At 65.7% G+C, this 23,745-nt stretch carries 21 protein-coding genes; 12 read left to right on the top strand and 9 right to left on the bottom strand.

Translation table 11 applies throughout. The features are described 5' to 3' along the window. Positions 1–8: 8 nt before the first annotated feature. Positions 9–437 carry a 50S ribosomal protein L13 gene (rplM, locus tag IP92_RS00380; protein ID WP_107140762.1) on the bottom strand — a complete coding sequence of 143 codons (429 nt, stop codon included), beginning with the start codon at positions 435–437 and terminating at the stop codon, positions 9–11. Between the two features lie 236 nt (positions 438–673). On the opposite strand from rplM, the gene IP92_RS00375 reads away from it, so the two are divergent. Genes IP92_RS00375 through IP92_RS00355 form a run of 5 tightly spaced genes read left to right on the top strand, consistent with a single transcriptional unit; the run spans position 674 to position 5,122 of the window. Then, entirely contained in the window at positions 674–2,092 is a 1,419-nt protein-coding gene (locus IP92_RS00375; protein ID WP_145872553.1) for an alpha/beta fold hydrolase, read from the top strand. A 17-nt stretch (positions 2,093–2,109) separates the two neighbouring features. Further along, entirely contained in the window at positions 2,110–2,844 is a 735-nt protein-coding gene (locus IP92_RS00370) for an ABC transporter ATP-binding protein (protein WP_145872552.1), read from the top strand. Then, entirely contained in the window at positions 2,841–4,025 is a 1,185-nt protein-coding gene (locus tag IP92_RS00365; RefSeq protein ID WP_145872551.1) for an ABC transporter permease, read from the top strand. The genes IP92_RS00370 and IP92_RS00365 overlap by 4 nt, the downstream gene beginning before the upstream one ends. Before the next feature lie 54 nt (positions 4,026–4,079). Further along, on the top strand, positions 4,080–4,502 hold the full coding sequence (locus IP92_RS00360; RefSeq protein ID WP_145872550.1) for an OsmC family protein: 423 nt from the start codon (positions 4,080–4,082) through the stop codon (positions 4,500–4,502). Further along, on the top strand, positions 4,499–5,122 hold the full coding sequence (locus IP92_RS00355) for a hypothetical protein (protein ID WP_145872549.1): 624 nt from the start codon (positions 4,499–4,501) through the stop codon (positions 5,120–5,122). The genes IP92_RS00360 and IP92_RS00355 overlap by 4 nt, the downstream gene beginning before the upstream one ends. A gap of 4 nt (positions 5,123–5,126) precedes the next feature. Here the strand turns inward: IP92_RS00355 and ypfJ are convergent, their stop codons facing one another. From ypfJ to IP92_RS00340, 3 genes are all read right to left on the bottom strand, one after another. After that, the gene (ypfJ, locus tag IP92_RS00350; protein WP_145872548.1) at positions 5,127–5,993 is read right to left on the bottom strand and encodes a KPN_02809 family neutral zinc metallopeptidase; all 867 of its coding nucleotides are present in this window, start codon (positions 5,991–5,993) and stop codon (positions 5,127–5,129) included. A 79-nt stretch (positions 5,994–6,072) separates the two neighbouring features. Beyond that, positions 6,073–6,720, bottom strand: a complete 648-nt coding sequence (gene coq7 / locus IP92_RS00345; protein WP_145872547.1) for a 2-polyprenyl-3-methyl-6-methoxy-1,4-benzoquinone monooxygenase — start codon at positions 6,718–6,720, stop codon at positions 6,073–6,075. Positions 6,721–6,814: 94 nt separating this feature from the next. Next, entirely contained in the window at positions 6,815–7,261 is a 447-nt protein-coding gene (locus IP92_RS00340; protein ID WP_145872546.1) for a hypothetical protein, read from the bottom strand. 256 nt (positions 7,262–7,517) lie between these two features. Here IP92_RS00340 and IP92_RS00335 point away from each other — a divergent pair, with 256 nt between their 5' ends. From IP92_RS00335 to IP92_RS00320, 4 genes are all read left to right on the top strand, one after another. Next, on the top strand, positions 7,518–8,408 hold the full coding sequence (locus IP92_RS00335) for an ABC transporter ATP-binding protein (protein ID WP_145872545.1): 891 nt from the start codon (positions 7,518–7,520) through the stop codon (positions 8,406–8,408). Further along, a complete protein-coding gene (locus IP92_RS00330) occupies positions 8,409–11,999 on the top strand; it encodes an ABC transporter permease/M1 family aminopeptidase (protein WP_307724830.1) in 3,591 nt (1,196 codons plus the stop codon). A 96-nt stretch (positions 12,000–12,095) separates the two neighbouring features. Further along, on the top strand, positions 12,096–12,599 hold the full coding sequence (locus IP92_RS00325; protein WP_145872544.1) for a hypothetical protein: 504 nt from the start codon (positions 12,096–12,098) through the stop codon (positions 12,597–12,599). A 26-nt stretch (positions 12,600–12,625) separates the two neighbouring features. After that, positions 12,626–13,063, top strand: a complete 438-nt coding sequence (locus IP92_RS00320) for a DUF3597 domain-containing protein (protein WP_145872543.1) — start codon at positions 12,626–12,628, stop codon at positions 13,061–13,063. Positions 13,064–13,280: 217 nt separating this feature from the next. On the opposite strand, the gene IP92_RS00315 is transcribed toward IP92_RS00320, so the two are convergent. The 5 genes from IP92_RS00315 to IP92_RS00295 all read right to left on the bottom strand — a co-directional run bounded on the left by IP92_RS00315 (position 13,281) and on the right by IP92_RS00295 (position 20,953). Beyond that, the gene (locus tag IP92_RS00315) at positions 13,281–14,873 is read right to left on the bottom strand and encodes a methyl-accepting chemotaxis protein (RefSeq protein ID WP_145872542.1); all 1,593 of its coding nucleotides are present in this window, start codon (positions 14,871–14,873) and stop codon (positions 13,281–13,283) included. Between the two features lie 277 nt (positions 14,874–15,150). Further along, entirely contained in the window at positions 15,151–17,832 is a 2,682-nt protein-coding gene (locus tag IP92_RS00310) for a DNA topoisomerase III (protein WP_145872541.1), read from the bottom strand. 338 nt (positions 17,833–18,170) lie between these two features. Next, positions 18,171–18,635 carry a Smg family protein gene (locus tag IP92_RS00305; protein ID WP_145872540.1) on the bottom strand — a complete coding sequence of 155 codons (465 nt, stop codon included), beginning with the start codon at positions 18,633–18,635 and terminating at the stop codon, positions 18,171–18,173. A 54-nt stretch (positions 18,636–18,689) separates the two neighbouring features. Next, positions 18,690–19,802, bottom strand: a complete 1,113-nt coding sequence (gene dprA / locus IP92_RS00300) for a DNA-processing protein DprA (protein ID WP_145872539.1) — start codon at positions 19,800–19,802, stop codon at positions 18,690–18,692. An 8-nt stretch (positions 19,803–19,810) separates the two neighbouring features. Beyond that, positions 19,811–20,953: a LysM peptidoglycan-binding domain-containing protein gene (locus tag IP92_RS00295; RefSeq protein ID WP_145872538.1), complete on the bottom strand. Its 1,143-nt coding sequence runs from the start codon at positions 20,951–20,953 to the stop codon at positions 19,811–19,813. A gap of 256 nt (positions 20,954–21,209) precedes the next feature. On the opposite strand from IP92_RS00295, the gene def reads away from it, so the two are divergent. From def to IP92_RS00280, 3 genes are all read left to right on the top strand, one after another. Next, complete coding sequence (gene def / locus IP92_RS00290) at positions 21,210–21,749, top strand: peptide deformylase (RefSeq protein WP_145872537.1); 540 nt, start codon at positions 21,210–21,212, stop codon at positions 21,747–21,749. Between the two features lie 3 nt (positions 21,750–21,752). Beyond that, positions 21,753–22,709: a methionyl-tRNA formyltransferase gene (fmt, locus tag IP92_RS00285; protein WP_145872536.1), complete on the top strand. Its 957-nt coding sequence runs from the start codon at positions 21,753–21,755 to the stop codon at positions 22,707–22,709. Positions 22,710–22,827: 118 nt separating this feature from the next. Then, positions 22,828–23,724, top strand: a complete 897-nt coding sequence (locus IP92_RS00280; protein WP_145872535.1) for a LysR family transcriptional regulator — start codon at positions 22,828–22,830, stop codon at positions 23,722–23,724. The last annotated feature ends 21 nt before the right edge of the window (positions 23,725–23,745 follow it).

Genomic DNA, 23,745 nt, shown 5'->3' with positions numbered 1-23,745 from the left:
TCAGTTCCTTAGAATTCGAGTGCTTTAGGTTGCTGAGCAGCGTGCGGGTGCGAACCTTCGGCATACACTTTCAGCTTCTTGATCATTGCGTAGCCCAGCGGGCCCTTCGGCAGCATGCCTTTGACGGCCTTTTCCAGAGCACGACCCGGGAAACGCTGTTGCATTTTCAGGAAGTTCGTCTCGTAGATACCGCCCGGGTAGCCCGAGTGACGGTAGTAGGTCTTCTCGGTTGCCTTCGTGCCGGTCACGCGCAGTTTGCCTGCGTTGATGACGACGATGAAGTCGCCCGTGTCGACGTGAGGGGTAAATTCTGGCTTATGCTTGCCGCGCAGTCGGCGTGCCACTTCGCTGGCAACACGGCCGAGGACTTTGTCCGTCGCGTCAATCACGAACCAGTCGCGCTGGACTTCATGGCCCTTAGCGGAAAAAGTTTTCATGTTTGACTTCCTAATAGAAGATAAATAAACGCTCAATTACGGTGGTTCCGCCCAGTTTGCCAACCTCGGCAACAGCGGACGCAGCCTTCTTATGACTTTTCCTGAGCGAACGGAAAGCTGGCGATTATAGCGTGCCTTGCGATGCCGGGTCAAGCCGGCAATGGCCGTGCAAATGACGTTGCCTCGACGGCAAGCCGACGTTAGTATTGCCTGAAAGACAAAGCGAAAGGATACTCGTGCGTTTCCGCTTCTTCATTGCCGTATCGCTGCTGCTGGCCGCGCGGGTGGCCGTGGCCGCGCCACCCGGGCGCAGCTGCCACCTGCCCGGCGCCGAGGAAGCGCTGCGCTGCGTGACGGTCCAGGTGCCTCTCGACTATGCCCATCCCGGCAAAAGCATCGCCATCCACGCGACGGTCGCCGCGGCCTACCGCGAAGCGGCCAGGCCTGACCCGCTGTTCGTGCTGGCCGGCGGTCCGGGCCAGGCCGGCAGCGACATCCTGCCGATCGTGCAGGCCGCGTTTCGCCGTGTGCGCGCCACCCGCGACATCGTGTTGATCGACCAGCGGGGCACGGGCCTGTCCGGCAAGCTCGATTGCAAGACGCCGCCCGACATCGACACGATGACGGAAGAACAGGCCGACGCCTATACGCTGCGCTGCCTGAAGGCGCTCGATGCGCCCTACGTCCACTACACAACGGATGCCGCCGCGCGCGACATCGAACGCGTGCGCCAAGCGCTCGGCTACCGCCAGATCAACCTGTGGGGCGGCTCATACGGTACCCGCCTCGCGCAGCACTATGCGCGCCTGTATCCGGCCAACGTGCGCGCGCTGATCCTCGACGGCGTCGCCGCGCCGGACCAGGTGATCGCCGCCGGCGGCGCCGATGCGCAGGCCGCGCTGGACGCCACGTTGCGCCGCTGCGAACAGGCACCCGCCTGCGCCCGCACCTTCCCCGCGTTGCGCACCGAATTCGCGGCACTCGCCGCCAAGCTCGCGCAAGGCCCCGTCACCGTGACGATGGCCGATCCGCGCACTGCCGCGCTGCGGCCTGTGACGATCAGCCTGCGCCGCTTCGTCGCCACCGTGCACCGCAGCCTGTACGCGCAGGCCGACGCGCACACGCTGCCCTTCCTGATTCACAGCGCCTACAACGGCCGCTGGGAGCCGTTTGTCGCGCAGAGCAATCGCGACACCGATTTTTCGACGGATGGAGCGATGTCCGGCCCGCTGTACCTGGCCGTCGTCTGCGCCGAGGACTATCCAAAGCTGTCGCCGCAGCTGGCGGCCGACGACGCGCGCGGCTCGTTCCTCGGCTCCGCGCTCGTCACGCAACTGGGTACGCTGTGCCCCGTCATCAATGCCAAGCCGGTGAACTATACGGCGGCGGCGCCGATCACCGCGCCGGTGCTGCTGCTGTCCGGTGCGCAGGACCCGGTGACGCCGCCGCGCCGTGCCGAAGCGGCGGCCCGCCTGATGAAGGCGCCGCGCCACCTCGTCGTGAAGAACGGCGGTCATATCGTGTCGACGCTCGGCTGTGTGCCGCGGCTGATGCGCGAGTTCCTCGACCAGCCCGGCGGGAAGCTTGCCGCGGCTTGCCTCGACGAGATCCCCGCGCCCACATTCCAGCTCGACAGCGCCGGCCCGCAACCCTGACACGAAAAGACCCATCGATGATCGAAGTCCACGACGTCACAAAACATTTCGGCAAGGTACATGCGCTGGCCGGCGCCAGCTTCACGGCGCGCGACGGTCAGGTCACCGCGCTGCTCGGGCCGAACGGCGCCGGCAAGACGACCTTGCTGCGCATGCTGGTCGGCCTGCTGCGGCGCGACAGCGGCACCATCGCCGTCGACGGTGTCGATCCCGGCGCCGATCCGCTGACCGTGCGCCGCAATATCGGCTTCCTGACCGACCAGTTCGGGCTGTACGAACGCCTGACCACCCGCGAATACCTGCGCTACTTCGGGCAATTGAACCGGATGGAGCGCCGAGCGATCGAGCAGCGTATCGACGAGGTGACGGCCCTGCTCGCGCTGGAGGACATCCTCGATCGCCGCGCGAAAGGCTTCTCGCAAGGCCAGCGCATCAAGGTGGCGCTGGCCCGCACCCTGCTGCACCGCCCGCGCAACCTGCTGCTCGATGAGCCGAGCCGGGGCCTGGACGTGATGAGCACGCGCGCTCTGCGCCGTGCGCTGGCCGCGCTGCGCGCCGACGGCTGCTGCGTGATCATGGCCACCCACGTGATGCAGGAAGTGACCAACTCGTGCGACGACGTGATCGTCATCGCGAACGGCGTCACGGTGGCGCAGGGCACGCCGCAATCGCTGTGCGAACGCACCGGCATCGCCAGCCTGGAAGACGCGTTCGTGAAGCTGGTCGGCACCGACGAAGGAATTTCCGCATGAAGCCCATGTTCCTGGTCGTGATGCTGAAGGAGCTTCGCGAAACGCTGCGCGACCGCCGCGCGCTGTTCATGCTGCTGCTGTTCGTGCTGATGTATCCGGCGCTCGTCGGCGGCGTCCTGCAGCAGCAGATCAACCGCGCCACGCAACCGGAAAAGGAAGGCATCGAGCTGACCGTCATCGGCGCACGGATGGCGCCCACGTTGATGACGCAGTTGAAGCAGAAGAACGTCAACGTGCATGAGGCGGGGCCGATGACGCAGGAAGCCATCGCCGCGCTGCTGCGCACCCGCAAGGTGGCCGCCGTGCTGCGCGTGTCCGACAGCTATGGGGAAGACTATCGCGCGATGCGGCCGGCGCGCATCGAGCTGTGGTACGACTCGGCCGACGACAATGGCCGCAAGCGCTACGACGTCGAGGACGTGCTGCGCAACTACAGCAATACGATCGCGGGCGCGCGGCTGCTGGCGCACGGCGTCTCGCCGGCCACGCTGTTCCCCGTGCACGTGCAGAAGTACGATACCGGCACCAGCGCATCCCGCTCGGCCAGCGTGATCGGCACAATGCTGGGCATGTTCTTCATCCCCGCGTTCTTCTTCGCGCTGGCCACCGCGGTCGACAGCACGGCGGGCGAGCGCGAACGCCGTTCGCTGGAAGTGCTGCTGGCGCAGCCGGCCAGCACGCTCGATCTCGTCGCCGGCAAGTGGCTCGCCGCGGCGCTGCTGTCGCTGGCGGGCCTGACCTTGGAGCTGTGCTTCGCGCACGGCATCCTGAAATGGCTGCCGCTGGAGGAGATTGGCATGTCGTGGCGGCTGTCGTGGGCGGACCTCGCGCTCGTGTGCCTCGTCTCCGTGTCGCTGCCGCTGTGCGCCGCCGCACTGGAGATCGCGCTGGCCATCAACGCGAAAACGTTCAAGGAGGCGCAGACGACGGCCAGCCTGGCGATCTTCGTGCCGATGGTGCCCGTGATCGTCGTGCCGATGCTGGACCTGACCACGCAGACGTGGATGTACGCCGTGCCGATGCTGGCGCACCAGACGCTGCTGCGCGAGCTGGCCAAGGGGCAGGCCGTCGGCGCGCTGCCGTTCGTGCTGACGTTCGCCAGCAGCCTGGCGATCGCGCTGCTGGCGCTCTGGTTCACGGTGCGGCGCATGAAGAGCGAGCGCTACATGATCGGCATTTAGCGGCCTGGCCGCACCTCCCTTACAATGCCATCAACATCAATAATGGAGTCAGTCATGGAAGTCAAAGTCAGCTGGAACGGCCCGTCGGGCATGAGTTTTCGCGCGCAGACGGGGTCCGGCCACATGGTCGTGATGGACGGCGCACCGGAAGGCGGCGGCCACAATCTGGCGCCGCGCCCGATGGAGATGGTGCTGCTGGGGACGGGTGGCTGCACGGCCTACGACGTGGTGCTGATCCTGAAGCGCAGCCGTGCCGACGTGCGCGGCTGCGACGTGACCTTGCAGGCCGAGCGCGCCGAGACGGATCCGAAGGTGTTCACGAAGATTAACTTCCACTTCGTCGTCACGGGCCGCGAGCTGAAGCCGGAACTGGTGGAACGGGCGATCAACCTGTCGCACGACAAATACTGCTCGGCCAGCATCATGATGGCGAAGACGGCCGAGATGACGCACTCGTTCGAGATCGTCGAAGCTTGAGAGACCCAACGCCGCTGTTTGCCGAATCCCGCCGGGTGCCGGCGGCTGCGGCGATCGTCGCGCTGCATGCGGCGGTGCTGGTGCTGCTGCTGCGCGAGACGGTGCCGCACCAGCCTGCGCCCGGCCCGGTCGTCTATGCCGACCTGCTGTTCCTGCCGGCGCCCCGCCCCATCGCACTGCCGCCCAAGCCGGCCGAGCCAGCGCGGCAAGCGGCAACCGCCACTCGTACGCGGCCCGTTCCTCCACCGGAACGGATCGCGCCCGTCGCACCATCCGCCCCCACCGCCGCCGCTGCCGACAGCATCGCAGCGGCGCCAGCGGCCACGTCCCAACCGGCCAATCCCGCCGACGCGGCGCAAGCACCGCCGGGCAAGATCGATGTCGGCGCGCTCGTCGCCGCAGCCGGCGAGAACGAACGTCGCCGCCGCAAGGAACCGCTCGAACGATTGCAGGACAGCCAGCGGGTGCGCGCAAAGGACGACAGCGACGTCGCCCGCGCCATGAGCAAAGCCGGCCGGGCCGACTGCACGAAGAAGTACGCGGGCGGTCCGAACCTCGATCCGCTGAAGCTGATTCCGCTGTTGTACGACACCCTGACGGATACGGGGTGCAGATGGTGAGGGCTTACAGGCGCCGCGCCTCGAACGTATCGCACTGCGCGACGTCGCCGCTGTCGAGCCCCGTGCGGAACCAGCGCACGCGCTGGGCTGACGTGCCGTGCGTGAACGAATCCGGCACGACGTAGCCTTGCGCCTGGCGCTGCAACGCGTCGTCGCCGATCGCGGTGGCGGCCGACAGCGCCGTCTCCACGTCGCCCTGCTCGAGGATGTGGCGGGACCGGTTCGCGTGGAATGCCCACACGCCGGCGAAGCAGTCCGCTTGCAGCTCCAGCCGCACCGACAGCGCATTGGCCTGCGTTTCATCCATCCGCTGCTGCAGGCCGTGCACCTTGTCCGACAGCCCCATCAGGTTCTGCACGTGGTGCCCCACTTCGTGCGCGATCACGTACGCTTGCGCGAACTCGCCGGAAACGCGGAAGCGCTCCTGCATCAGGCGGTAGAAATCGAGGTCGATGTAGACCTTGCGGTCCGCCGGGCAGTAGAACGGGCCCGTGGCCGACTGGCCCGTGCCGCAGGCGGTCGACGTGCGGCCTGTGAAGAGCACGAGCTTTGGCGGTTGATACGTGGCGCCCTGGGCCTGGAACAGCGCCGACCAGGTGTCTTCCGTATCGGCCAGCACCACGCGCATGAACTTCGCCTCGGTGTCGTTGGCCGGCGTCTGGCGCACCGGTGCCTGCTGCTGCACCGAACCGCCGCTCATCCCGCCCAGCAACGTGAGCGGATTGATGCCGAAGATGAAGGACACGATCAGCGCGATGATCACGCCGCCGATGCTGAGCGAGCCGCCGCCGAAACTGAAGCCGCCACCGCCGCCGCCATCGCCGCGGCGGTCCTCCACGTTATCGCTTTCCCGATTGCCTTCCCAGCGCATATGCTTACTCCGTCATCGTCCTGGCCGCACTATACGTGAGCGGTGCCGGCCGTGGCGCAAGATAGCAACCGGCAAGTCGTCAGATGTAGTAGGTGGTGCCCGTCATCAGCTTCGACATCGCCTGCATCGCCACCTTCACGGGCGCCGGCGTATCGGCGGCGCCCAGGTCCTGGGCGGCCTTGCCGTGGGCGATCTCGTCGATGCGCATCTGGTCGACGATCGCGCGCGATTTCGCATCGCCTGCCGGCAGGCTGTCCAGGTGGCTCTCCAGGTGCCGCTCGACCTGGCGCTCCGTCTCGACGACGAAGCCCAGGCTGTGCGCATCGCCCATCTTCGCGGCCACCGTGCCGAGCGCATACGCGCCCGCGTAGAACAGTGGCGCCAGCACGCTGGTCTGCGAGTTGAGCTCCTTCAGGCGTTGCGCTGTCCAGGCCAGGTGGTCCTCTTCCTCGCGGCTGGCCTGCTCGAATTTTTCGCGCAGCGCGTCGCTCCGCGCGAAGCGGGCCTGCGAGTTGTACAGCGCCTGCGCCATCACCTCGCCCACGTGGTCCACGCGGATCAGGCCCGCGCTGTGCTTGCGTTCCTTGTCGGTCAGCTCGGCATCGTCGACGTGCGCGGCCGGCGTGGGGCGCGACGCGGAAGCGACGCCCGCCAGCACCCGCAGCGCCTTGTCCGCGCTGCAGATGAAACGGTCCAGGGGGGTGTGGTAGTGGAATCGGGAGCTCATGGTGTTTCTGTCCAACTTGTTCGGTTAGCCAGAATTATAAGCCCGGGACATCGGCCGCCGCCGCACGGCCGGTGGCACTACGTCCTTTGGCCAGTTACTCGCCTTCGCGCAGGATGCGCTGGCGCTCGATCCAGTCGGCCACCGGGCCGCGCACGTCGAGGCCGGAGAAGTCCTTTGCCACGCCCAGGTTCAGCCCGAGCAGGAACGGAATCGATTCGGGTGGGATCTGGCTCATGTACTCGCCGAACGCGCGCATGAAGCGCTTCGAGTCGAGCACCTCGACGACGCCTTCGCCACTCATCCACTGCAGGATGCTGGTGATGCTGTGGCCCGGCCCGATCGAGCGGTAGATGAAGCGGTTGAATTCCTTGTCCAGCTTCTTGAAGTCGAGCGTTTCCTTCGTCATCAAGGTGGCCAGGTAGACCAGGCCGAGGGACAGGCGGAAGAAGCCGGTGGATTCCCTGGTGGAGAGGCCGCAGCGGGTCACCGTCAGGATCTGCTCCTGCAACGCGGGGGTGAGTTTGCTGTTTTGCTGGCTCATGGGCAACACTATATAACATGCCGCTTGATTTCGTCCCCTTGCAACGCACTGATGCGCTTGCTACCCTTGGCCTCTTTTCAACCCGACAGTTCCTGATGCCCCGTTCCGTTCCCCCTTTTGCGCACTCTGGCGCCCGGAAATCCCCGACTGTCGCAAGCCGGCAATCGTTATGTCGTGGTTTCAATACAATGCCATCATGTGAAAGAGGGACGGCAGGCAGCCCACCATGCTGCACCGCACCAACCCAGGAGTGAGCATGGAATTACGCATCCGCAATCTGTCGAAGACTTATGCCAATGGCGTCGTCGCCCTGAATGACATCTCGCTGACGATCCCCACGGGCATGTTCGGCCTGCTCGGCCCGAACGGTGCCGGCAAGTCGACGCTGATGCGGATCCTGGCCACCTTGCAGGAATGCGACCGCGGTTCCGTGTTCTTCGGCGATCTCGACGTGCTGGACGACAAGGACGAGGTGCGCCGCCTGCTCGGCTACCTGCCGCAGGACTTCGGCCTGTATCCGAAGGTCACGGCCTACGAGATGCTGGACCACTTCGCCGTGCTGAAGGGCCTGTCGCACCGGGCGCGGCGCCGTGAGGTCATCGACGGGCTGCTGCAGCAAACCAACCTGTTCGACGTGCGCAACCAGAAGCTGGGCACGTTCTCCGGCGGCATGCGCCAGCGCTTCGGCATCGCCCAGGCGCTGCTCGGCGACCCGCGCCTGATCATCGTCGACGAACCCACGGCCGGCCTCGACCCGCAGGAGCGCGTGCGCTTCCACAACCTGCTGTCCGACATCGGCGACGAGCGCACCGTGATCCTGTCCACGCACATCGTCAGCGACGTGGCGGACCTGTGCTCGAACATGGCCATCATCAACAAGGGCGAGCTGCTGCTGACGGGCGCCACGCAGCAGCTGATCGACGACATCAGCTGCAAGATCTGGGCACGCTTCATCGACAAGCGCGAGCTGTCCTACTTCCAGCAGCGCCACACGATCATCTCGACGCGGCTGCTGTCCGGCCGCACCCTGATCCACGCATACAGCGACAACGATCCGGGCGACGGCTTCGAGGAAGCCATCGGCGACCTGGAGGACGTGTACTTCGCCACGATCGCCGGCCGCCACGTGGCCGAGGCCTGCGACTGAATGAACGCCATGTTTGCGATCGCGTGGTTCGAAGCCCGGCAGCGGCTGCGGCTGCTGTCGACCTGGGTGTACTTCCTGCTGTTCCTCGCGCTGGCGATGCTGGCGATGGCCGCCGCCGGCGGTGCGCTGAAGGGCGCCGTCGTCAGCTTCGGCGGCAAGGTGCTGATCAACGCGCCCCGCTCGATCATGCTGGCCGGCAGCGGCATCGGCAGCCTGGCGATCATCATCGTGGCCGCCGTGATGGGCCGCGCGGTGCAGCAGGACTTCGAGTACGACATGCACCACTTCTTCTTCTCGGCGCCGATCCGCAAGTGGCAGTACATGTTCGGCCGCTTCATCGGCGCCTGGCTCGTGCTGGCGGTGATCTTCGCCTCGATCCCGCTGGGTAACCTGTTCGGCACGTGGCTGCCGGGCGTCGACCCGGAGCGGCTGGGGCGCTTCATCCCGGAAGCCTACCTGCTGACCTACCTGATCACGCTGCTGCCGAACCTCCTGATCTTCGGTGCGATCTTCTACGTGCTGGCGGCGCTGACGCGGCGCATGCTGCCGGTGTACATCAGCAGCGTCGTCATGCTGATCGGGTACATCGTTGCGCCGGGCCTCGCGCGCGACCTCGATTACAAGACGCTGGCCGCGCTGATCGACCCGTTCGGCACCGCCGCGCTGATCCGCCTGACGGAATACTGGCCGATCGCCGAGCGCAACAGCCGCCTCGTGCTGCCGGAAGGCGTGTACCTGCTCAATCGCGCGATCTGGTGCTCATTCGGCCTGGTGGCCCTGGTGCTCGGATACTGGCGCTTCCACTTCGTCAGCACGCTCGATGGCGGCAGCGCCGCCGCGCGCGGCGAAGGCGACGTGCCGCTGCGGATCACTTCCGTGGCCGCGCACACCAGCGAACGTCCCGACTTCAAGTCGCGCAGCGTGACCCTGCTGCTGTTCCAGTTCAGCTGGCTGAACCTGCGCGAGACGATCAAGAACGTGTACTTCGCGGTGCTGGTGCTGGCCGGCGTGCTGCTGGCCTTCGCCAGCACGATCGACCTGGGCGCGATGTGGGGCACGGTCACCTACCCCGTCACGTACATGGTGCTCGAGTCGATGTCGCATACCTATGCGCTGATCATGCTGGTCATCACGACGTTCTATGCGGGCGAGCTCGTATGGCGCGAGCGCGAGCACCGGATGGCGCTGATGCTGGACGCGCTGCCCGTGCCGGGCTGGCTGCCGCTGGCGTCGAAGCTGATCGCGCTCGTCGCACTGCAGGCGATCCTGCTGTTCGTGCTGATGCTGTGCGGGATGTCCGTGCAGGTGTTCCACGGCTACTTCCATCTCGAGCCAAGCCTGTACCTGCGCCATCTGTTCACGATGCAGCTGCCTTACTACGCGCTGCTGGCCGTGCTGGCGCTGGCCGCGCAAGTGCTGATCGGCCACAAGTTCGTCGCCTTCTGCGTGATGATCGTCTATCACGTGGCGTCGATCGCGCTGCCGGCGCTGGGCTTCACGCACCCGATGGTGCTGTACGCGTGGACGCCGGACATCGTCTACTCCGACATCAACGGCTTCGGCCACTACCTGCATCGTGAGCACTGGTACCAGCTGTACTGGGCCGGCAGCGCGGTGATGCTGGCGATGCTGACGCGCGTGTTCTGGCCGCGCGGCGCGAACGACGAATGGCGCACGCGCCTGCAACTGGCGCGACACGCACTGAGCCTGCCGGTGCTGGCCGGTTTCGGTGCCGGCCTCGCGCTGACGCTCGTCACCGGGTCCATCCTGTTCTACAACCTGAACGTGGCGAACGAGTTCCAGTCCGCGTACCGGCGCGATGCGAACCGCGCCGAGTACGAACGCAAGTACAAGGCCACGGCGGCGCTGGCGCAGCCGCGCATCGTCGACGTGAAAATGAACGTGGAGATCATGCCGGCCGAGCGCCGCCTCGTCGTCAAGGGCCGCTACGTGCTGGAGAACCGCGGCAGCACGCCGATCACCACGGTCTACGTCAGCACCGACCCGCAGGCCGACCTGCGCCCGCTGCGCTTCGGCGTGGCAAGCCGCGTGACGCTGGCCGACCGCGCAGTGGGCTACTACAGCTATGCGCTGGCGACGCCGCTGGCACCGGGCGCGCAACTGCCGCTGGAATTCGACGTGTCGTACGACCCGAAAGGCATCCTCGGCCTCGGCAAGGATACCCCGGTGGTGGCGAACGGCACCTTCTTCAACAACACGATCCTGCCCCATATCGGCTACCAGCGCGACAGCGAGCTGCGCGATCCGCGCGACCGCAAGCGCCATGGCCTGCCGGCGCAGGAGCGCGAGCTGCCGCGCGACGATCCGAAGGGCCTGGCCAACAACGTGCTGGGCAGCGATGCGGACTGGGTGACGTTCGACGCCGTCGTCGGCACCAGTGCCGACCAGACGGCCGTCGCGCCGGGCATGCTGGTGCGCGAGTGGACGAAGAACGGCCGCCGCTACTTCCACTACCGGATGGACAAGCCGATCCTGAACTTCTACTCGTTCCAGTCGGCGCGCTACGTGGTCAAGCACGACTGGTGGCAGGACGTGGGCATCGAGATCTACTACCACCCCGGCCACGAGTTCAACCTGGACCGCATGATGAAGGGCGTCAAGGACGGCCTGGACTACTACACGCGCAACTTCGGGCCGTACCAGCACAAGGTGGTGCGGATCGTCGAGTTCCCCCGCTACCAGCAATTCGCGCAGTCGTATCCGAACACGATCCCGTTCTCGGAAAGCATGGGCTTCATCGCCAAGGTCGACGAGCGCAATCCGAAGGACATCGACTACCCGTACTACGTGACGGCGCACGAGCTGGCGCACCAGTGGTGGGGCCATCAGCTGGTCGGGGGTGCGACGCGCGGCGCCACCGTGCTGTCCGAGACGCTGTCGGAGTACTCGGCGCTGATGGTGATGAAGCGCGCGTTCGGCGCCGACCGGATGCGCCGCTTCCTGCGCTACGACCTGGACACGTACCTGCATGGCCGCGCACTGGAGAACAAAAAGGAACTGCCGCTGGCGGACAACGAGAACCAGCACTACATCCACTACCGCAAGGGCAGCCTGGCGATGTACCAGCTGCAGGACATCATCGGCGAAGACCGCATCAACGCCGTGCTGCGCGGCCTGCTGAAGGACCACGCGTACCGTGCCGGCCCATACCCGAGCGTGACGGTGCTGGTCGACGCGCTACGCGCCGTGGTGCCGGCCCGGCAGGCCTACCTGGTCGACGACCTGTTCAACGCCATCGTCCTGTACGACAACCGCGCGCTGTCGGCCACGGCGCAGCGCCGGCCGGATGGACGCTACGAGGTGCAGCTGACGGTGCATGCGGCGAAGCTCCGCTCGGACGAACTGGGCGCCGAGAAGGATGCGCCCCTTGCCGACCTGATCGACATCGGCATCGACGACAGCGACGGCAAGCCGCTGCTGCGCGAGCGCCGTCTCATCGACCGCCGCGAGAACACGTACACGCTGGTCGTGCCAAGGCGCCCGGCACGGGCCGGCATCGACCCGGACAACAAGCTGATCGACCGGAACCCGGACGACAACCTGATCGCCGTGGAGAGCACGGCCCGCTGACCCAGCCGATGCTCGCGGCTTATCGTTAAACCGCGAACAGACCCGCTCCGCCGCCGGCATTATGCTGGCGGCTGTTCTCAACGACAGGAGCCGGCAATGGGATTCGATCTCGGTAATCTGTTACAGCAATACCTCGGCGGGGCAGCCGACCCCGCCCGCGCGGAACAGGACTTCCCGCAAGCGGCACAGCTTGCGCCGCAAGGCGCGCTGGCGCAAGGCGTCACGGAAGCGCTGCGTTCCGACCAGACCCCGCCTTTCGCGCAGATGGTCAGCCAGCTGTTCGGCCGCAGCGATGGGCAGCAACGCGCCGGCATGCTGAACCAGTTGCTGTCCAACGTCAGCCCGGCAATGCTGTCGGCGCTGGCGGGCAATGTGGGCAACCTCTTCGGGCAGAACGGCCAGCCGCAGGTGACGCCTGAGCAGGCCGAACAGATCACACCGCAGCAGGTGCAGGAAATCGCGACGACGGCCGAACAGCACAACCCCGGCATCGTCGACCGCATCGGCGACTTCTATGCCCAGCACCCGCAGCTCGTGCAGGCCCTTGGCGGCGCGGCGCTGGCGATCGTGCTCGGCAAGATCGCCCAGGCGCACCGCTGATTCGACCAACCATCAGGAGGCATCACATGGGTATCCTCAGCAACATCTTCCACAAGATCTTCCCGCCGTCCCACCCGGCCGTGCAGCAGCAGGCGCCATCGGCCGGCGCGACGCAAACGACGACGCCAACCGCTTCATCGGCCACCCCGGCATCGCCCGCCACCGCACCGGCAGCGCAATCGCCGGCCGCACCGGCCGCACTGTCCGACGTGGACGTGGAAGCGATCCTGAACGCGAAGGCGCAGCAGGCCGGCCAGCCGCTGAACTGGCGCACGTCGATCGTCGACCTGCTGAAACTGCTGGACCTGGACAGCAGCCTGCAGTCCCGCAAGGAGCTGGCGGAGGAGCTGCACTACACGGGCGACACCGGCGATTCGGCCACGATGAACGTGTGGCTGCACCGGCAGGTGATGAACAAGCTGGCCGCCAACGGCGGGAAGGTACCGGCGGATCTGAAAGACTAACGCCCCGCAGTGCGGGGCGTTGGAAGACGATGCTGCAAAGGAGCCGCTGTCGGAACTAAAACCAACGGCGTAAATCTGGGGTCGGACCCGGCGGGGCTTTGCCGGGGTTTCAAGGAGCATTGCTCCTTGCCGGCAAAGCGGCACTGGCTTACCCGCCAGTACTCCTCCCTGACCCCGGCTTCTGCCTCTGGTTAAAAGACTGTCGGCGGCGCGCTACTTAGTTGGCCAACGCCACCGCGCGCGATGCGCCCATGCGTGGCGCACCGGCCATTTCATGCAGCTTGAACACGGCCACTACGTTGGCCAGCGCCTCGGCCTGCTCGCGCATCGATGCGGCGGCGGCGGCGGCTTCCTCGACGAGCGCGGCGTTCTGCTGCGTCACGCCATCCATGTCCGCGATCGCCTGGTTCACCTGCTCGATGCCGGCACTTTGCTCCACGCTGGCCGTCGTGATCTCGCCCATGATGTCGGTCACGCGGTGGATGCTTTGCACGACTTCGGTCATCGTCTCGCCGGCCTGGGCGACCAGCTTGCTGCCGGTGTCGACCTTGCCGACGGAGTCGCCGATCAGTTCCTTGATTTCCTTGGCCGCGGCGGCCGAGCGCTGGGCCAGGCTGCGCACCTCGCTGGCGACGACCGCGAAACCGCGGCCCTGCTCGCCGGCACGGGCCGCTTCCACCGCGGCGTTCAGCGCGAGGATATTGGTCTGGAACGCGATGCCGTCGATGACGGAGATGATGTCGACGATCTTCTTCGACGACGCGTTGATCGACTCCATCGTGTCGACGACCTGGCTGACCACTTCACCGCCGCGCACCGCCACTTCGGACGCGCTGACGGCCAGCTGGTTGGCCTGGCGCGCGTTGTCGGCGTTCTGCTTCACGGTCGACGTCAGTTCTTCCATCGACGATGCCGTTTCCTCCAGCGCGCTGGCCTGCTGCTCGGTGCGCGCCGACAGGTCCATATTGCCGGCGGCGATTTCGCCCGAGGCGCTCGTCATGTGTTCCGTGCCAGTGCGGACCTTGCTGACGATCGCAGCCAGGCCTTCATTCATCTGCTTCAGGGCGCCCAGCAGGCGGCCCGTTTCGTCCTGCGTCGTCACGACGATGTCGCTGCGCAGGTCGTTGTTGGCCACGCTGCACGCGATGTCCACGGCCTGGTGCAGCGGCACGACGATGCCGCGCGTCAGCCACCACGAGCAGAACGCGCCGAATGCGATGACGAGCGCACCGCAGATGATCAGGAACCGCGTATTGGACTGCGACACGTCATCGATGTGGCTCGCCTCGGCGTCGATCGCCTTGCGCTGCAGTTGCAGCAGGTCGTTCAGCGAGTCCTGGTAGGCTTTCGCGTCCGGCAGGAAGTCTTTCGTCAGCACCGCCTCCGCCTCCTCCAGCTTGCCATCCTTCTTCAACGCGGTGATCGCGTCGCGCGACTTGATGTAGCGCTTGCGTGCTTCGCCGATGCGTTCGAACGCCTGTTTTTCCTCGGGCGTCGTCAACAAGGCTTCGATATTCTTCTGCAGCTCGTTGATCTCTTTCGTCGAGTTGGCCAGGTCTTCCTTGAAGAAGCCGGCGAGCGACGCGTCGGTACTTTTCGAGATGGCGGACGTGCGGCGCACGCTGGTATGGATCAGCCGGTACCAGTCGCTGGCCATGCGTTCCTTCGCCAGCGGCTCGTGCATCATCGCGCGCGTTGCATCGGCCTGCGAGCGCATGTGCGAAACGCCGAAAATGATCATCAGGATGGTCAGAGCCAATACGAGGGCGAAGCCCGCGGCAAGGCGCGTGCCGATAGAGAAATTCTTCATGGAGTTGGGCGGGAGGTTTGCCTAAAGAAGCGGCAAGTCTACCACAAAGTAAATTTCCTGACAGAAAACCAGCATGCCATGTCGCAACCAAACCATACTGATTTTTAGTCAGTTGAATGCAAGTTAATTACAAATGCCTACGCTTTAGGAAAAGTAATGACGAGTTTGCCTAGGTGAAGGATTGGCGCAAATGTAAAATGGGCCCGCAGGCCCATTGAAAGATCTGTCCAAATGTTAAACGGGCCCGCAGGCCCGTTTCTCATTCACACCTTCTCGATCACTCCGTTTCCATCGCTTTCTTCGCGGCGGTTTTCTTTGCCGCCGGCTTCTTGGCGGCCGCCGTTTTCGTGGCCGCCGTTTTCGTTGCGGTGGTCTTCGTTGCCGCCGCTTTCTTCGCCGGCGCCTTCTTTGCCGCGGGCGCTTCCGCCGCCGCATCGCCGGCCGGCGCCGCATCCACTGCCGCCGCCTTGCCCTTCGCGGCCGGCTTCTCCTTGCGCGGCTCGAATTCGAAGCTGATCTTGCCGTCCTTGCCGCGGACGAGGAAGGCCTTGAACGGCCGGCGCGTGCGTTGCGAAACAAAGCCCGGCAGCAGGTCGGTCTTGCCCTCGTTCAGCAGCTTGGCCATCTGCTCCGGCAGGATCTCCTGCTGCAGGATGATGCGGCCGCTGCGGAAGTCGCACGTCTTCGGCTTCGCCACGCTGTGCTCGCACACATAGGCCAGGCCCATCTCGTAGACGCCGCCATTGCACTTCGGGCACGGGCCCAGCGCGGTCTGGCCGGTGAAGTCGACGCCTTCGCCGTCCTCGCCCTCCTCGTCGTTCTGGCCGAAGTCGAATTCGAGCTTGAAGTTGTTGATGTCCTCATCCCGCACGATGCGCAGGATCGCCGCGAACGGCCGGCCCATCTTCGAGCGGAAGCCCTGCAGCGGGCCGATCGTGCGGTTCTTCAGCAGCTCTTCAACTTCGGCGATCTCGAACTGGCGGCTGCCCGGAGTCTTCGACATCGAGAAGTCGCACTTCGTGCAGGCGAAGCGGCGGTAGTTTTCCTTGACGACGCCGGCGCAGTTCGGGCACGGCGTCGTCAGCGTCGCGTACTCGCCGGGAATCGTGTCGTTGTCGTATTCCTTCGCGCGCTTGACGATAATCTGCGTCATCTGCGCGATCTCGCGCATGAACTCCTCGCGCGAGATGCGGCCCTTCTCCATCTGCGCCAGCTTGTATTCCCACTCGCCGGTCAATTCGGGTGCCGTCAGTTCGTTGACGCCCAGGCCGCGCAACAGCGTCATCAGCTGCGATGCCTTCGCCGTCGGGATCAGTTCGCGGCCTTCGCGGATCAGGTATTTCTCCGTCAGCAGGCCTTCGATGATCGCGGCGCGCGTGGCCGGCGTGCCGAGGCCCTTGCCTGCCATCGCGTCGCGCAGCTCGTCGGAGTCGACCAGCTTGCCGGCGCCTTCCATGGCGGACAACAGCGTCGCTTCCGTGTAGCGCGCGGGCGGCTTCGTCACGAGGCCGTTTGCATTGACCTTGTCGGTGTGGACCTTCTCGCCCTTCGCCACCGGCACCAGGTTGCCGCCACCTTCCTTGTCGTCGGTGGTGTCCTTGCCGTACACGGCGAGCCAGCCGGGGTTCGTCATGACCTTGCCTTCGGTCTTGAACTGGTGGCCCGACACTTCCGTGTAGCGCGTCGTCACCTGGAATTCAGCGGCCGGGAAGAACACGGCCATGAAGCGGCGGGTGACGAGGTCGTACAGCTTCTGCTCCGGCTCGGACAAGCCCTTCGGCGCGATGCCGGTCGGGATGATCGCGAAGTGATCGGAGATCTTCGTGTTGTCGAAGATGCGCTTGTTCGGCTTGACCCAGCCCTTGTCCAGGATCTGCTTGGCGAACTGGTGGTAGTTCGGGTTCTGCTTGACGACTTCCAGCGTGGAGTGCACGGTGGCCAGGTAGTCTTCCGGCAGGTGGCGCGAATCGGTACGCGGATACGTCAGCACCTTGTGCTTCTCATACAGCGCCTGCGCCAGGCCCAGCGTGTTCTTCGCGGAGAAGCCGAAGCGGCCGTTGGCTTCACGCTGCAGGCTCGTGAGGTCGAACAGCGCGGGCGCCATCGACGTCGTCGGCTTCGATTCCTCGGTCACGACGCCCGGCTTGCCCTTGCAGGCCAGCGCGATCGAATCGGCGGCGGCCTTGCTCCACAGGCGCTCGGCGCGCTTCTCCGGGTCCGTCTCGTCCTTCTTGAAATTCGTGTCGAGCCAGCGGCCTTCGTACACGCCGGCGGCGCAGACGAATTCGGCGCGCACTTCCCAATAGTCGCGCGGCACGAACTTCTTGATCTTCTCTTCGCGCTCGACGACGATCGACAACGTCGGCGTCTGCACGCGGCCCACCGTCGTCAGGTAGAAGCCGCCCTCTTTCGAATTGAAGGCCGTCATCGCGCGGGTGCCGTTGATGCCGATCAGCCAGTCCGCTTCGGAGCGGCAACGGGCGGCATCGGCCAGCGGCATCATCTCGTCGTCGCTACGCAGGTGCGCGAAGCCGTCGCGGATCGCGTTCGGCGTCATCGACTGCAGCCACAGGCGCTTGACGGGCTTGTTCACCTTCGCGTTCTGCGCGATCAGGCGGAAGATCAGTTCACCTTCGCGGCCCGCGTCGCATGCGTTGATCAGGGCCGTCACGTCCTTGCGCTTGATCAGCTTCGTCAATACCTTCAGCCGGCTTTCCGTCTTGGCGATCGGGTTCAGCGCGAAGTACGGCGGGATCATCGGCAGGTGCGCGAAACTCCACTTGCCGCGCTTGACGTCGTACTCTTCCGGCACGGCGATTTCCAGCAGGTGGCCAACGGCCGACGACAGCACGTATTCGTCGGATTCGAAATACTCATCGTGCTTGGTGAAGCCGCCAAGCGACTTCGCGATGTCGTTCGCGACAGATGGCTTCTCGGCGATGATGAGGGTTTTACTCATGTTTGTTGTTCTCGATTTGCTTTGCTCGGTTGCGTCAGGGAAGGCTTCGCGCCAGGCGCGGCATGCCGATTTCCCTGGGGTGCGGCAGGCGCATGATACATGGGCATTGCGCTTCTTGCCGATTTTTCGTGAATGTTATAGTTGCCAAAGGGCCAATCATAAGCGCGTTGCGAAGAAAACCGCAAGCGTGGCCCGGCCGAATGCAAGCCGGCCGCAAAGGCGGCCGGCACGAACGATACTATTTATTATGGATGGCGGGCACGGTCCCGCTTTTGGCCTGGTTATGGCCTGTTTCTGGCCTGATTCCGGCCTGCCTTTGCCCTGCTCTTGCTTGCGAGTCAGTGCAACAGGCGCGGCGCCTGTTCCTCGTCCGAACCGAACAGGTCGTCGAACATCAGCGCGTCCGGCTCCTTGCCCTGGCTCCACAGCAGCATCAGCACGATGATCTTCAGCTTGCCCAGGTTGACGGGCGACTCTTCGAGCGCCAGCGCGCGCTCGATGACGATCTCACGCTGCAGCGGCGACAGCACGCGCGCGCTTTCCAGGAACGCGATGAAGCCGATGGCCTGCGTGCCCAGCGCGTCCTGTTCCTCGTCCACATAGAAGCGCGTGCCGGTCGATGCGGCCGTTTGCGCCTGTTCGACGCCTGCCATTTCGGTCAGGTCGTTGAGCCAGACCAGCGCCTCGGAGATCTCCACATCGTCGAAACCGACAGCGGAAAGCTTCTTCGCCAACGCTGCCGGTTCGGGGCACGCGTCGGGGCGATAATAGGTCTCGTAGAGGTAAACAAGGATGTCGAACATGGCGCTACTCTATCAGCATAAATCGGCGCGGCACAAGCCCCACACCCCTGCTTTTCACCGTTTCAGCCGGCAAAACGCGCCGCCGGGCAGCCGTTCCACAACACCTGCTAACTCTAGTGCAAGCAAACTTGCCTGGGTGTCAGCCGCATCGAGTTTAAGGCGCGCCGCGAGCGTATCGGCGGGTACCGGATCGTAGCCTAGCGCATCGAGCAACAGCCTTGCGGATTGCGTCAATTGTTCCAGCAACACCTCTTCGCGGCACACCTCTTGCGCAGGCGTATCGCGATGGCCGAAGGCGCCGAGAATGTCGCTTGCCGTATCGACCAGCAGCGCCCCTTGCCGTATCAGATGGTGACAGCCCTTGGCGAGCGCCGAGTGGATCGAACCGGGGATCGCGAACACATCGCGGCCCTGCTCCGCCGCGACACCGGCCGTGACCAGCGAGCCGGATTTCTCGGCCGCCTCGACGACCAGCACGCCGCGCGACAGGCCGCTGATGATGCGATTACGTATCGGAAAATGGCCTTGCCGCGGCGGCGTGCCCAACACGAACTCGCTGACGATGCAGCCGTCCGCGCGGATGCGCGCCGCAAGCCGCTCGTGCGCGGCGGGATAGACGATGTCGATGCCCGTGCCGACGACGGCCACCGTCGATCCGGTGCCGGCCAGCCCGCCATCGTGGGCCGCCGCATCGATGCCGCGCGCCAGGCCCGAGACGATCGTGTAGCCTGCGTCGGCCAATGTGCGGGCAAAGCGCTGCGCGTTGGCGACGCCCTGCGCCGTCGCATTGCGGCTGCCGACGATGGCGATCGCATCACGGCGCAGCAGCGCGGGATCCCCCTGCACGTGCAGCAGCAATGGCGGGTCGGGAATTTGCCGCAGCAGCGGCGGGTAGTCGTCGTCGCATAGCGTCAGCAGGCGGTTGCCAGGGCGCGCGGCCCAGGCCTGCGTGGCATCGGCCAGCGCGTGCAGCGAGGCTGCGAACGGCTTGCGCAGCGCGGCCGACAAGGCAGGCGAAAGATCGCCGGCCTTGCCGGCATGCGCCGCCTCGAACAGCGCCTGCGGCGTGCCGAACGTGCGCACCAGCTGCGGCGGCTCATGGCGCCGCAGGCCCGGCAACGTCGCCAGGCGCAGCCAGCATGCTAGTGGGGAGTCCGTGTCCTGCACGGCGGGGGTTACTCCGGAGTCTTGGCGACGTCGCCCACCACCACCGGTTCCGTCACCTGCATGATCAGGCCATACGAAATATGCTTGAACACGCGGAAGATAAACAAGCTGCCGATTTGCTCGTCCGGCAGCTTGACCTGCGGATTGCCGAGATTGTGCCAGCCCTTGCTGGCACTCTTGTCGGCCACCGTCTGCCCGACATGGTACAGCTGGAGCACGGCGCCGACATCGAGCCCGTCAAGCTTTCCGCGGTTGACGGAAACGACCTGATTCTGGCCCGCGTGCGTGACGCCGTTGTAGATCGCCAGGATGCGCGCATCGACCTTGCCGGCCGGCGGATGCGGCACGTAGTTCTGCATCGGCGTGGGCGGCATCTGCATCAGCTGGTCGCCGATGCCCATCTCTTCCTTCGCGCTGGCGACGACGAACGTGTGCACGTCGCTGCCGGCACCCGCTTCCTTTTGCAGCTTCAAGGTGCCGAGGTAATAGGCCTCCTGCCCGACGACCTTCTGCGTGACGGGGTCGCGCAGCGGCTTGCCGGGACGGAATGCCTGGAACGACGTGCCGCCCTTCAGGTTGCCGCGCACATAGGCCTTGTCGTCCTTGCCGATGATCACGCGGTTGCCCGCCGTGGCGACGATGCGCGGCGCGTCCTTGAGCTCGTCCGCTTCGACGATCAGCGGCTGCGTCAGGAACGGTTCGATGGCGCCCGGCGGAATCGCCGGAATGGCGTCCTTGCCCAGCGCCTCGGTGCGCAACTGCGGCGACAGCTTCACGGTGCCCGGCTCGCTGTCGGCACCGGCGACGGCGATCTTGTTGGCAAGGCGCAGCCGGCCGGCGGCGCGGTCGAACAGGATCACCTGGCCGGGATAGATCCAGTGCGGGTTGGCGATCTCGGCGCGGTTCATGCCCCACACCTGCGGCCAGCACCATGGCTGCTCGAGGAACTTGCCGGAAATGTCCCACAGCGTGTCGCCGCGCACGACGGTGTGCTGGTCGGGCGCGTTGGCCTTGAAGGCGCAGTGCAGGTCCTGCGCGTGGACGGACACGGCCGCGCCGGCGGAAAACAGGGCGGCGGCGATCAGCTGGACTGCAAGGTGGGCTGCAGGGTGGCCTGCAGCCCGCACGCCGACTGTGCTAAAATTTTTCATTGAATACGTCCGTGGAACTGGCAAATTCGCGGCAGAAATCTCGCGGTGGAAATCTCAAGCTGCCGGCAACGAAGACTTGCCGAAGGGAATCACAAAGTGAATCCGATTCTGCCCAACTTACCTTGATCTAGCAAGCCAAACCGCGCCGAGGCCACTGCCCGGCGGGGTATTGTGCGTTGCGTTTTTGCCGGGCCCGTTGCCCGCTGTTGCCTTTTTCAGCACTCCCTTTGTCGGTATCCCAATTATCAAGTCACCAATGTCGAAACTGAACATCCTCCGCTATCCCGATCCGCGCCTGCACAAGGTCGCCAAGCCCGTCACCGTGTTCGACGAGCGCATTGCCCGCCTCGTTGCCGACATGGCCGAGACGATGTACGACGCGCCCGGCATCGGCTTGGCCGCCACGCAGGTGGACGTGCACGAGCGCGTGATCGTCATCGACATCAGCGAGACGAAGGATCAGCTGACCGTCTTTATCAATCCGGAGATCCTGTGGGCCAGCGACGAGAAGCAGGTCTACGACGAGGGCTGCCTGTCCGTGCCCGGCATCTACGACGACGTGGAGCGCCCGGCCAAGGTGAAGGTGCGCGCACAGGACGAGAAAGGCGAGTTCTTCGAGGTGGACGCCGATGGCCTGCTGGCCGTCTGCATCCAGCACGAGATGGACCACCTGATGGGCAAGGTGTTCGTCGAATACCTGTCGCCGCTGAAGCGCAACCGCATCAAGACCAAGCTGCAGAAGGAAGAGCGCGGCATGGAACGCGAGCGCCAGCTGCGCACCGCAGGCCGCCGGTAAACCATGAAAGTCGTCTTTGCCGGCACCCCCGAGTTCGCAGCCGTCGCGCTGCGGGCAATCCACGAGGCGGGCTTCGAGATTCCGCTGGTGCTGACGCAGCCCGACCGTCCGGCCGGCCGCGGCCTGCACCTGCAGCCTTCGGCCGTCAAGCAGTACGCGGTGGCGCACGGCATTCCCGTCGCGCAGCCGCTGTCGCTGCGGATGGATGCGAAGGATCCGCAGCGCGCGCAGGAAGCACAGGAAGCGCACGCGCTGCTGACGTCGACCGACTACGACGCAATGGTGGTCGCGGCCTATGGCCTGATCCTGCCGCGCAGCACGCTCGACATCAAACCCTGCATCAACATCCACGGTTCGCTGCTGCCCCGCTGGCGTGGCGCCGCGCCGATCCATCGCGCGATCGAGGCAGGCGATGCCGAGACGGGCGTGACCATCATGCAAATGGAGGAAGGCCTGGACACGGGCCCGATGCTGCTGATCGAGCGCACGCCGATCGGCCCGCACGACACCACCGCCACGCTGCACGACCGCCTCGCCGCGCTGGGTGCGGAGATGGTCGTCAAGGTGTTGCGCAAGATGGAGCATGGCGTCGTCGAAGCGGTACCGCAACCGGAGGTGGGTGTCACCTACGCGGCCAAGATCGCCAAGGAAGAAGCGGCGCTGGACTTCACGCAGCCCGCCCGCGAGATCGGCCGCAAGATCCGCGCCTTCAATCCCTTCCCCGGCGCGCACGCGACGGTGGGCGGCACCGTCATCAAGCTGTGGGGCGCCGAGCTGCTCGATTCAGGCAGCGCCGCCCCGGCCGGCCAGGTGCTGGCGGCCGATGCGCAGCATGGCATCGTCGTGGCCTGCGGCAGCGGCGCATTGCGCCTGACGGAGCTGCAAAAGCCCGGCGGCAAGCGCCTGCCCGCGGCGGAGTTCATCAAGGGCTTCCCGCTCGACGGCCTGCGCTTCGACTGAACCGGCATGGCCGGACGGGCCGCACGCCGCGGCCCGCTCTTCCTCTCACCATCCCTCCCGATTGCCGCACTGCCGCCGAGCAGGTAAGCTGGCCGCCTCACGACAGCGGGAGCGGCATATGGATCAACTGGCGGCGCTGCGCGCATTGCGGCGCGTGGTGGAACTGGGCAGCTTCACGGCGGCGGGCGATGCGCTCGGCATCTCGCACACGGTGGTCTCCCGCCAGGTCCGGCAACTGGAAAACCACCTCGGCGCCCAGCTGCTGAACCGCACCACGCGCCGCTTCGCGCTGACCGACGCCGGCCGCGATTACTACGAAGCCTGCCGCCAGATCCTCGATGCGCTCGACGACGCCGACCGTGCCGTCGGCCGCCACCAGGCGCAGCCGACCGGCACATTGCGCATCAATGCGCCGATGGCGTTCGGCACGCTGGAGCTGGCGCAGTGGCTGCCCCGCTTTGCCGCCCGCTATCCCCAGCTGCACGTCGACCTCGTCTGCAACGACCGTATCGTCGACCTGATCGAGGAAGGGTTCGACGTCGCCCTGCGCCTGACGCGCGACCTGCCCGATTCGACCCTGGTGGCGCGCCGCCTGGCCGACAGCGCCGTCGTGCTGGTCGCCAGCCCCGACTACCTGCGCCGCCACGGCACGCCCGCCTTGCCGGACGACCTGGTCCGCCACAACTGCCTGTGCTACACGCTCGACGAGCGGCCGTTCGAATGGACCTTCGTGCAGCCCGACGGCACCACCCGGGCCGTGCAGGTACGCGGCACGCTGCAAGCCAATACGGGTGTCGCGCTGCGCAGCGCGGCCGTCGCCGGGCTGGGGATCGCCGCCAGCGCGTCGTTCATCGTCGATGAATACTTGCGGCGCGGCGAACTGGTGCCCCTGCTGCCCGGCTATCCGCTGCGGCCGCGCGCGCTGTACGCGATGTATCCGCAAAACCGTCACCTCGCTCCGAAAGTGCGGGCGTTCGTGGATTTCGCGGCAGAAATATACGGCGGACGCGGCTGATTTTATGGAAGGCCAGCAACA

The sequence above is a fragment of the Pseudoduganella flava genome (assembly GCF_007830495.1).
Classification (GTDB): Bacteria; Pseudomonadota; Gammaproteobacteria; order Burkholderiales; family Burkholderiaceae_D; genus Rugamonas; species Rugamonas flava.
Note: the sequence above shows the minus strand (reverse complement) of the source record. Positions and strands in the feature narration are given on the sequence as shown.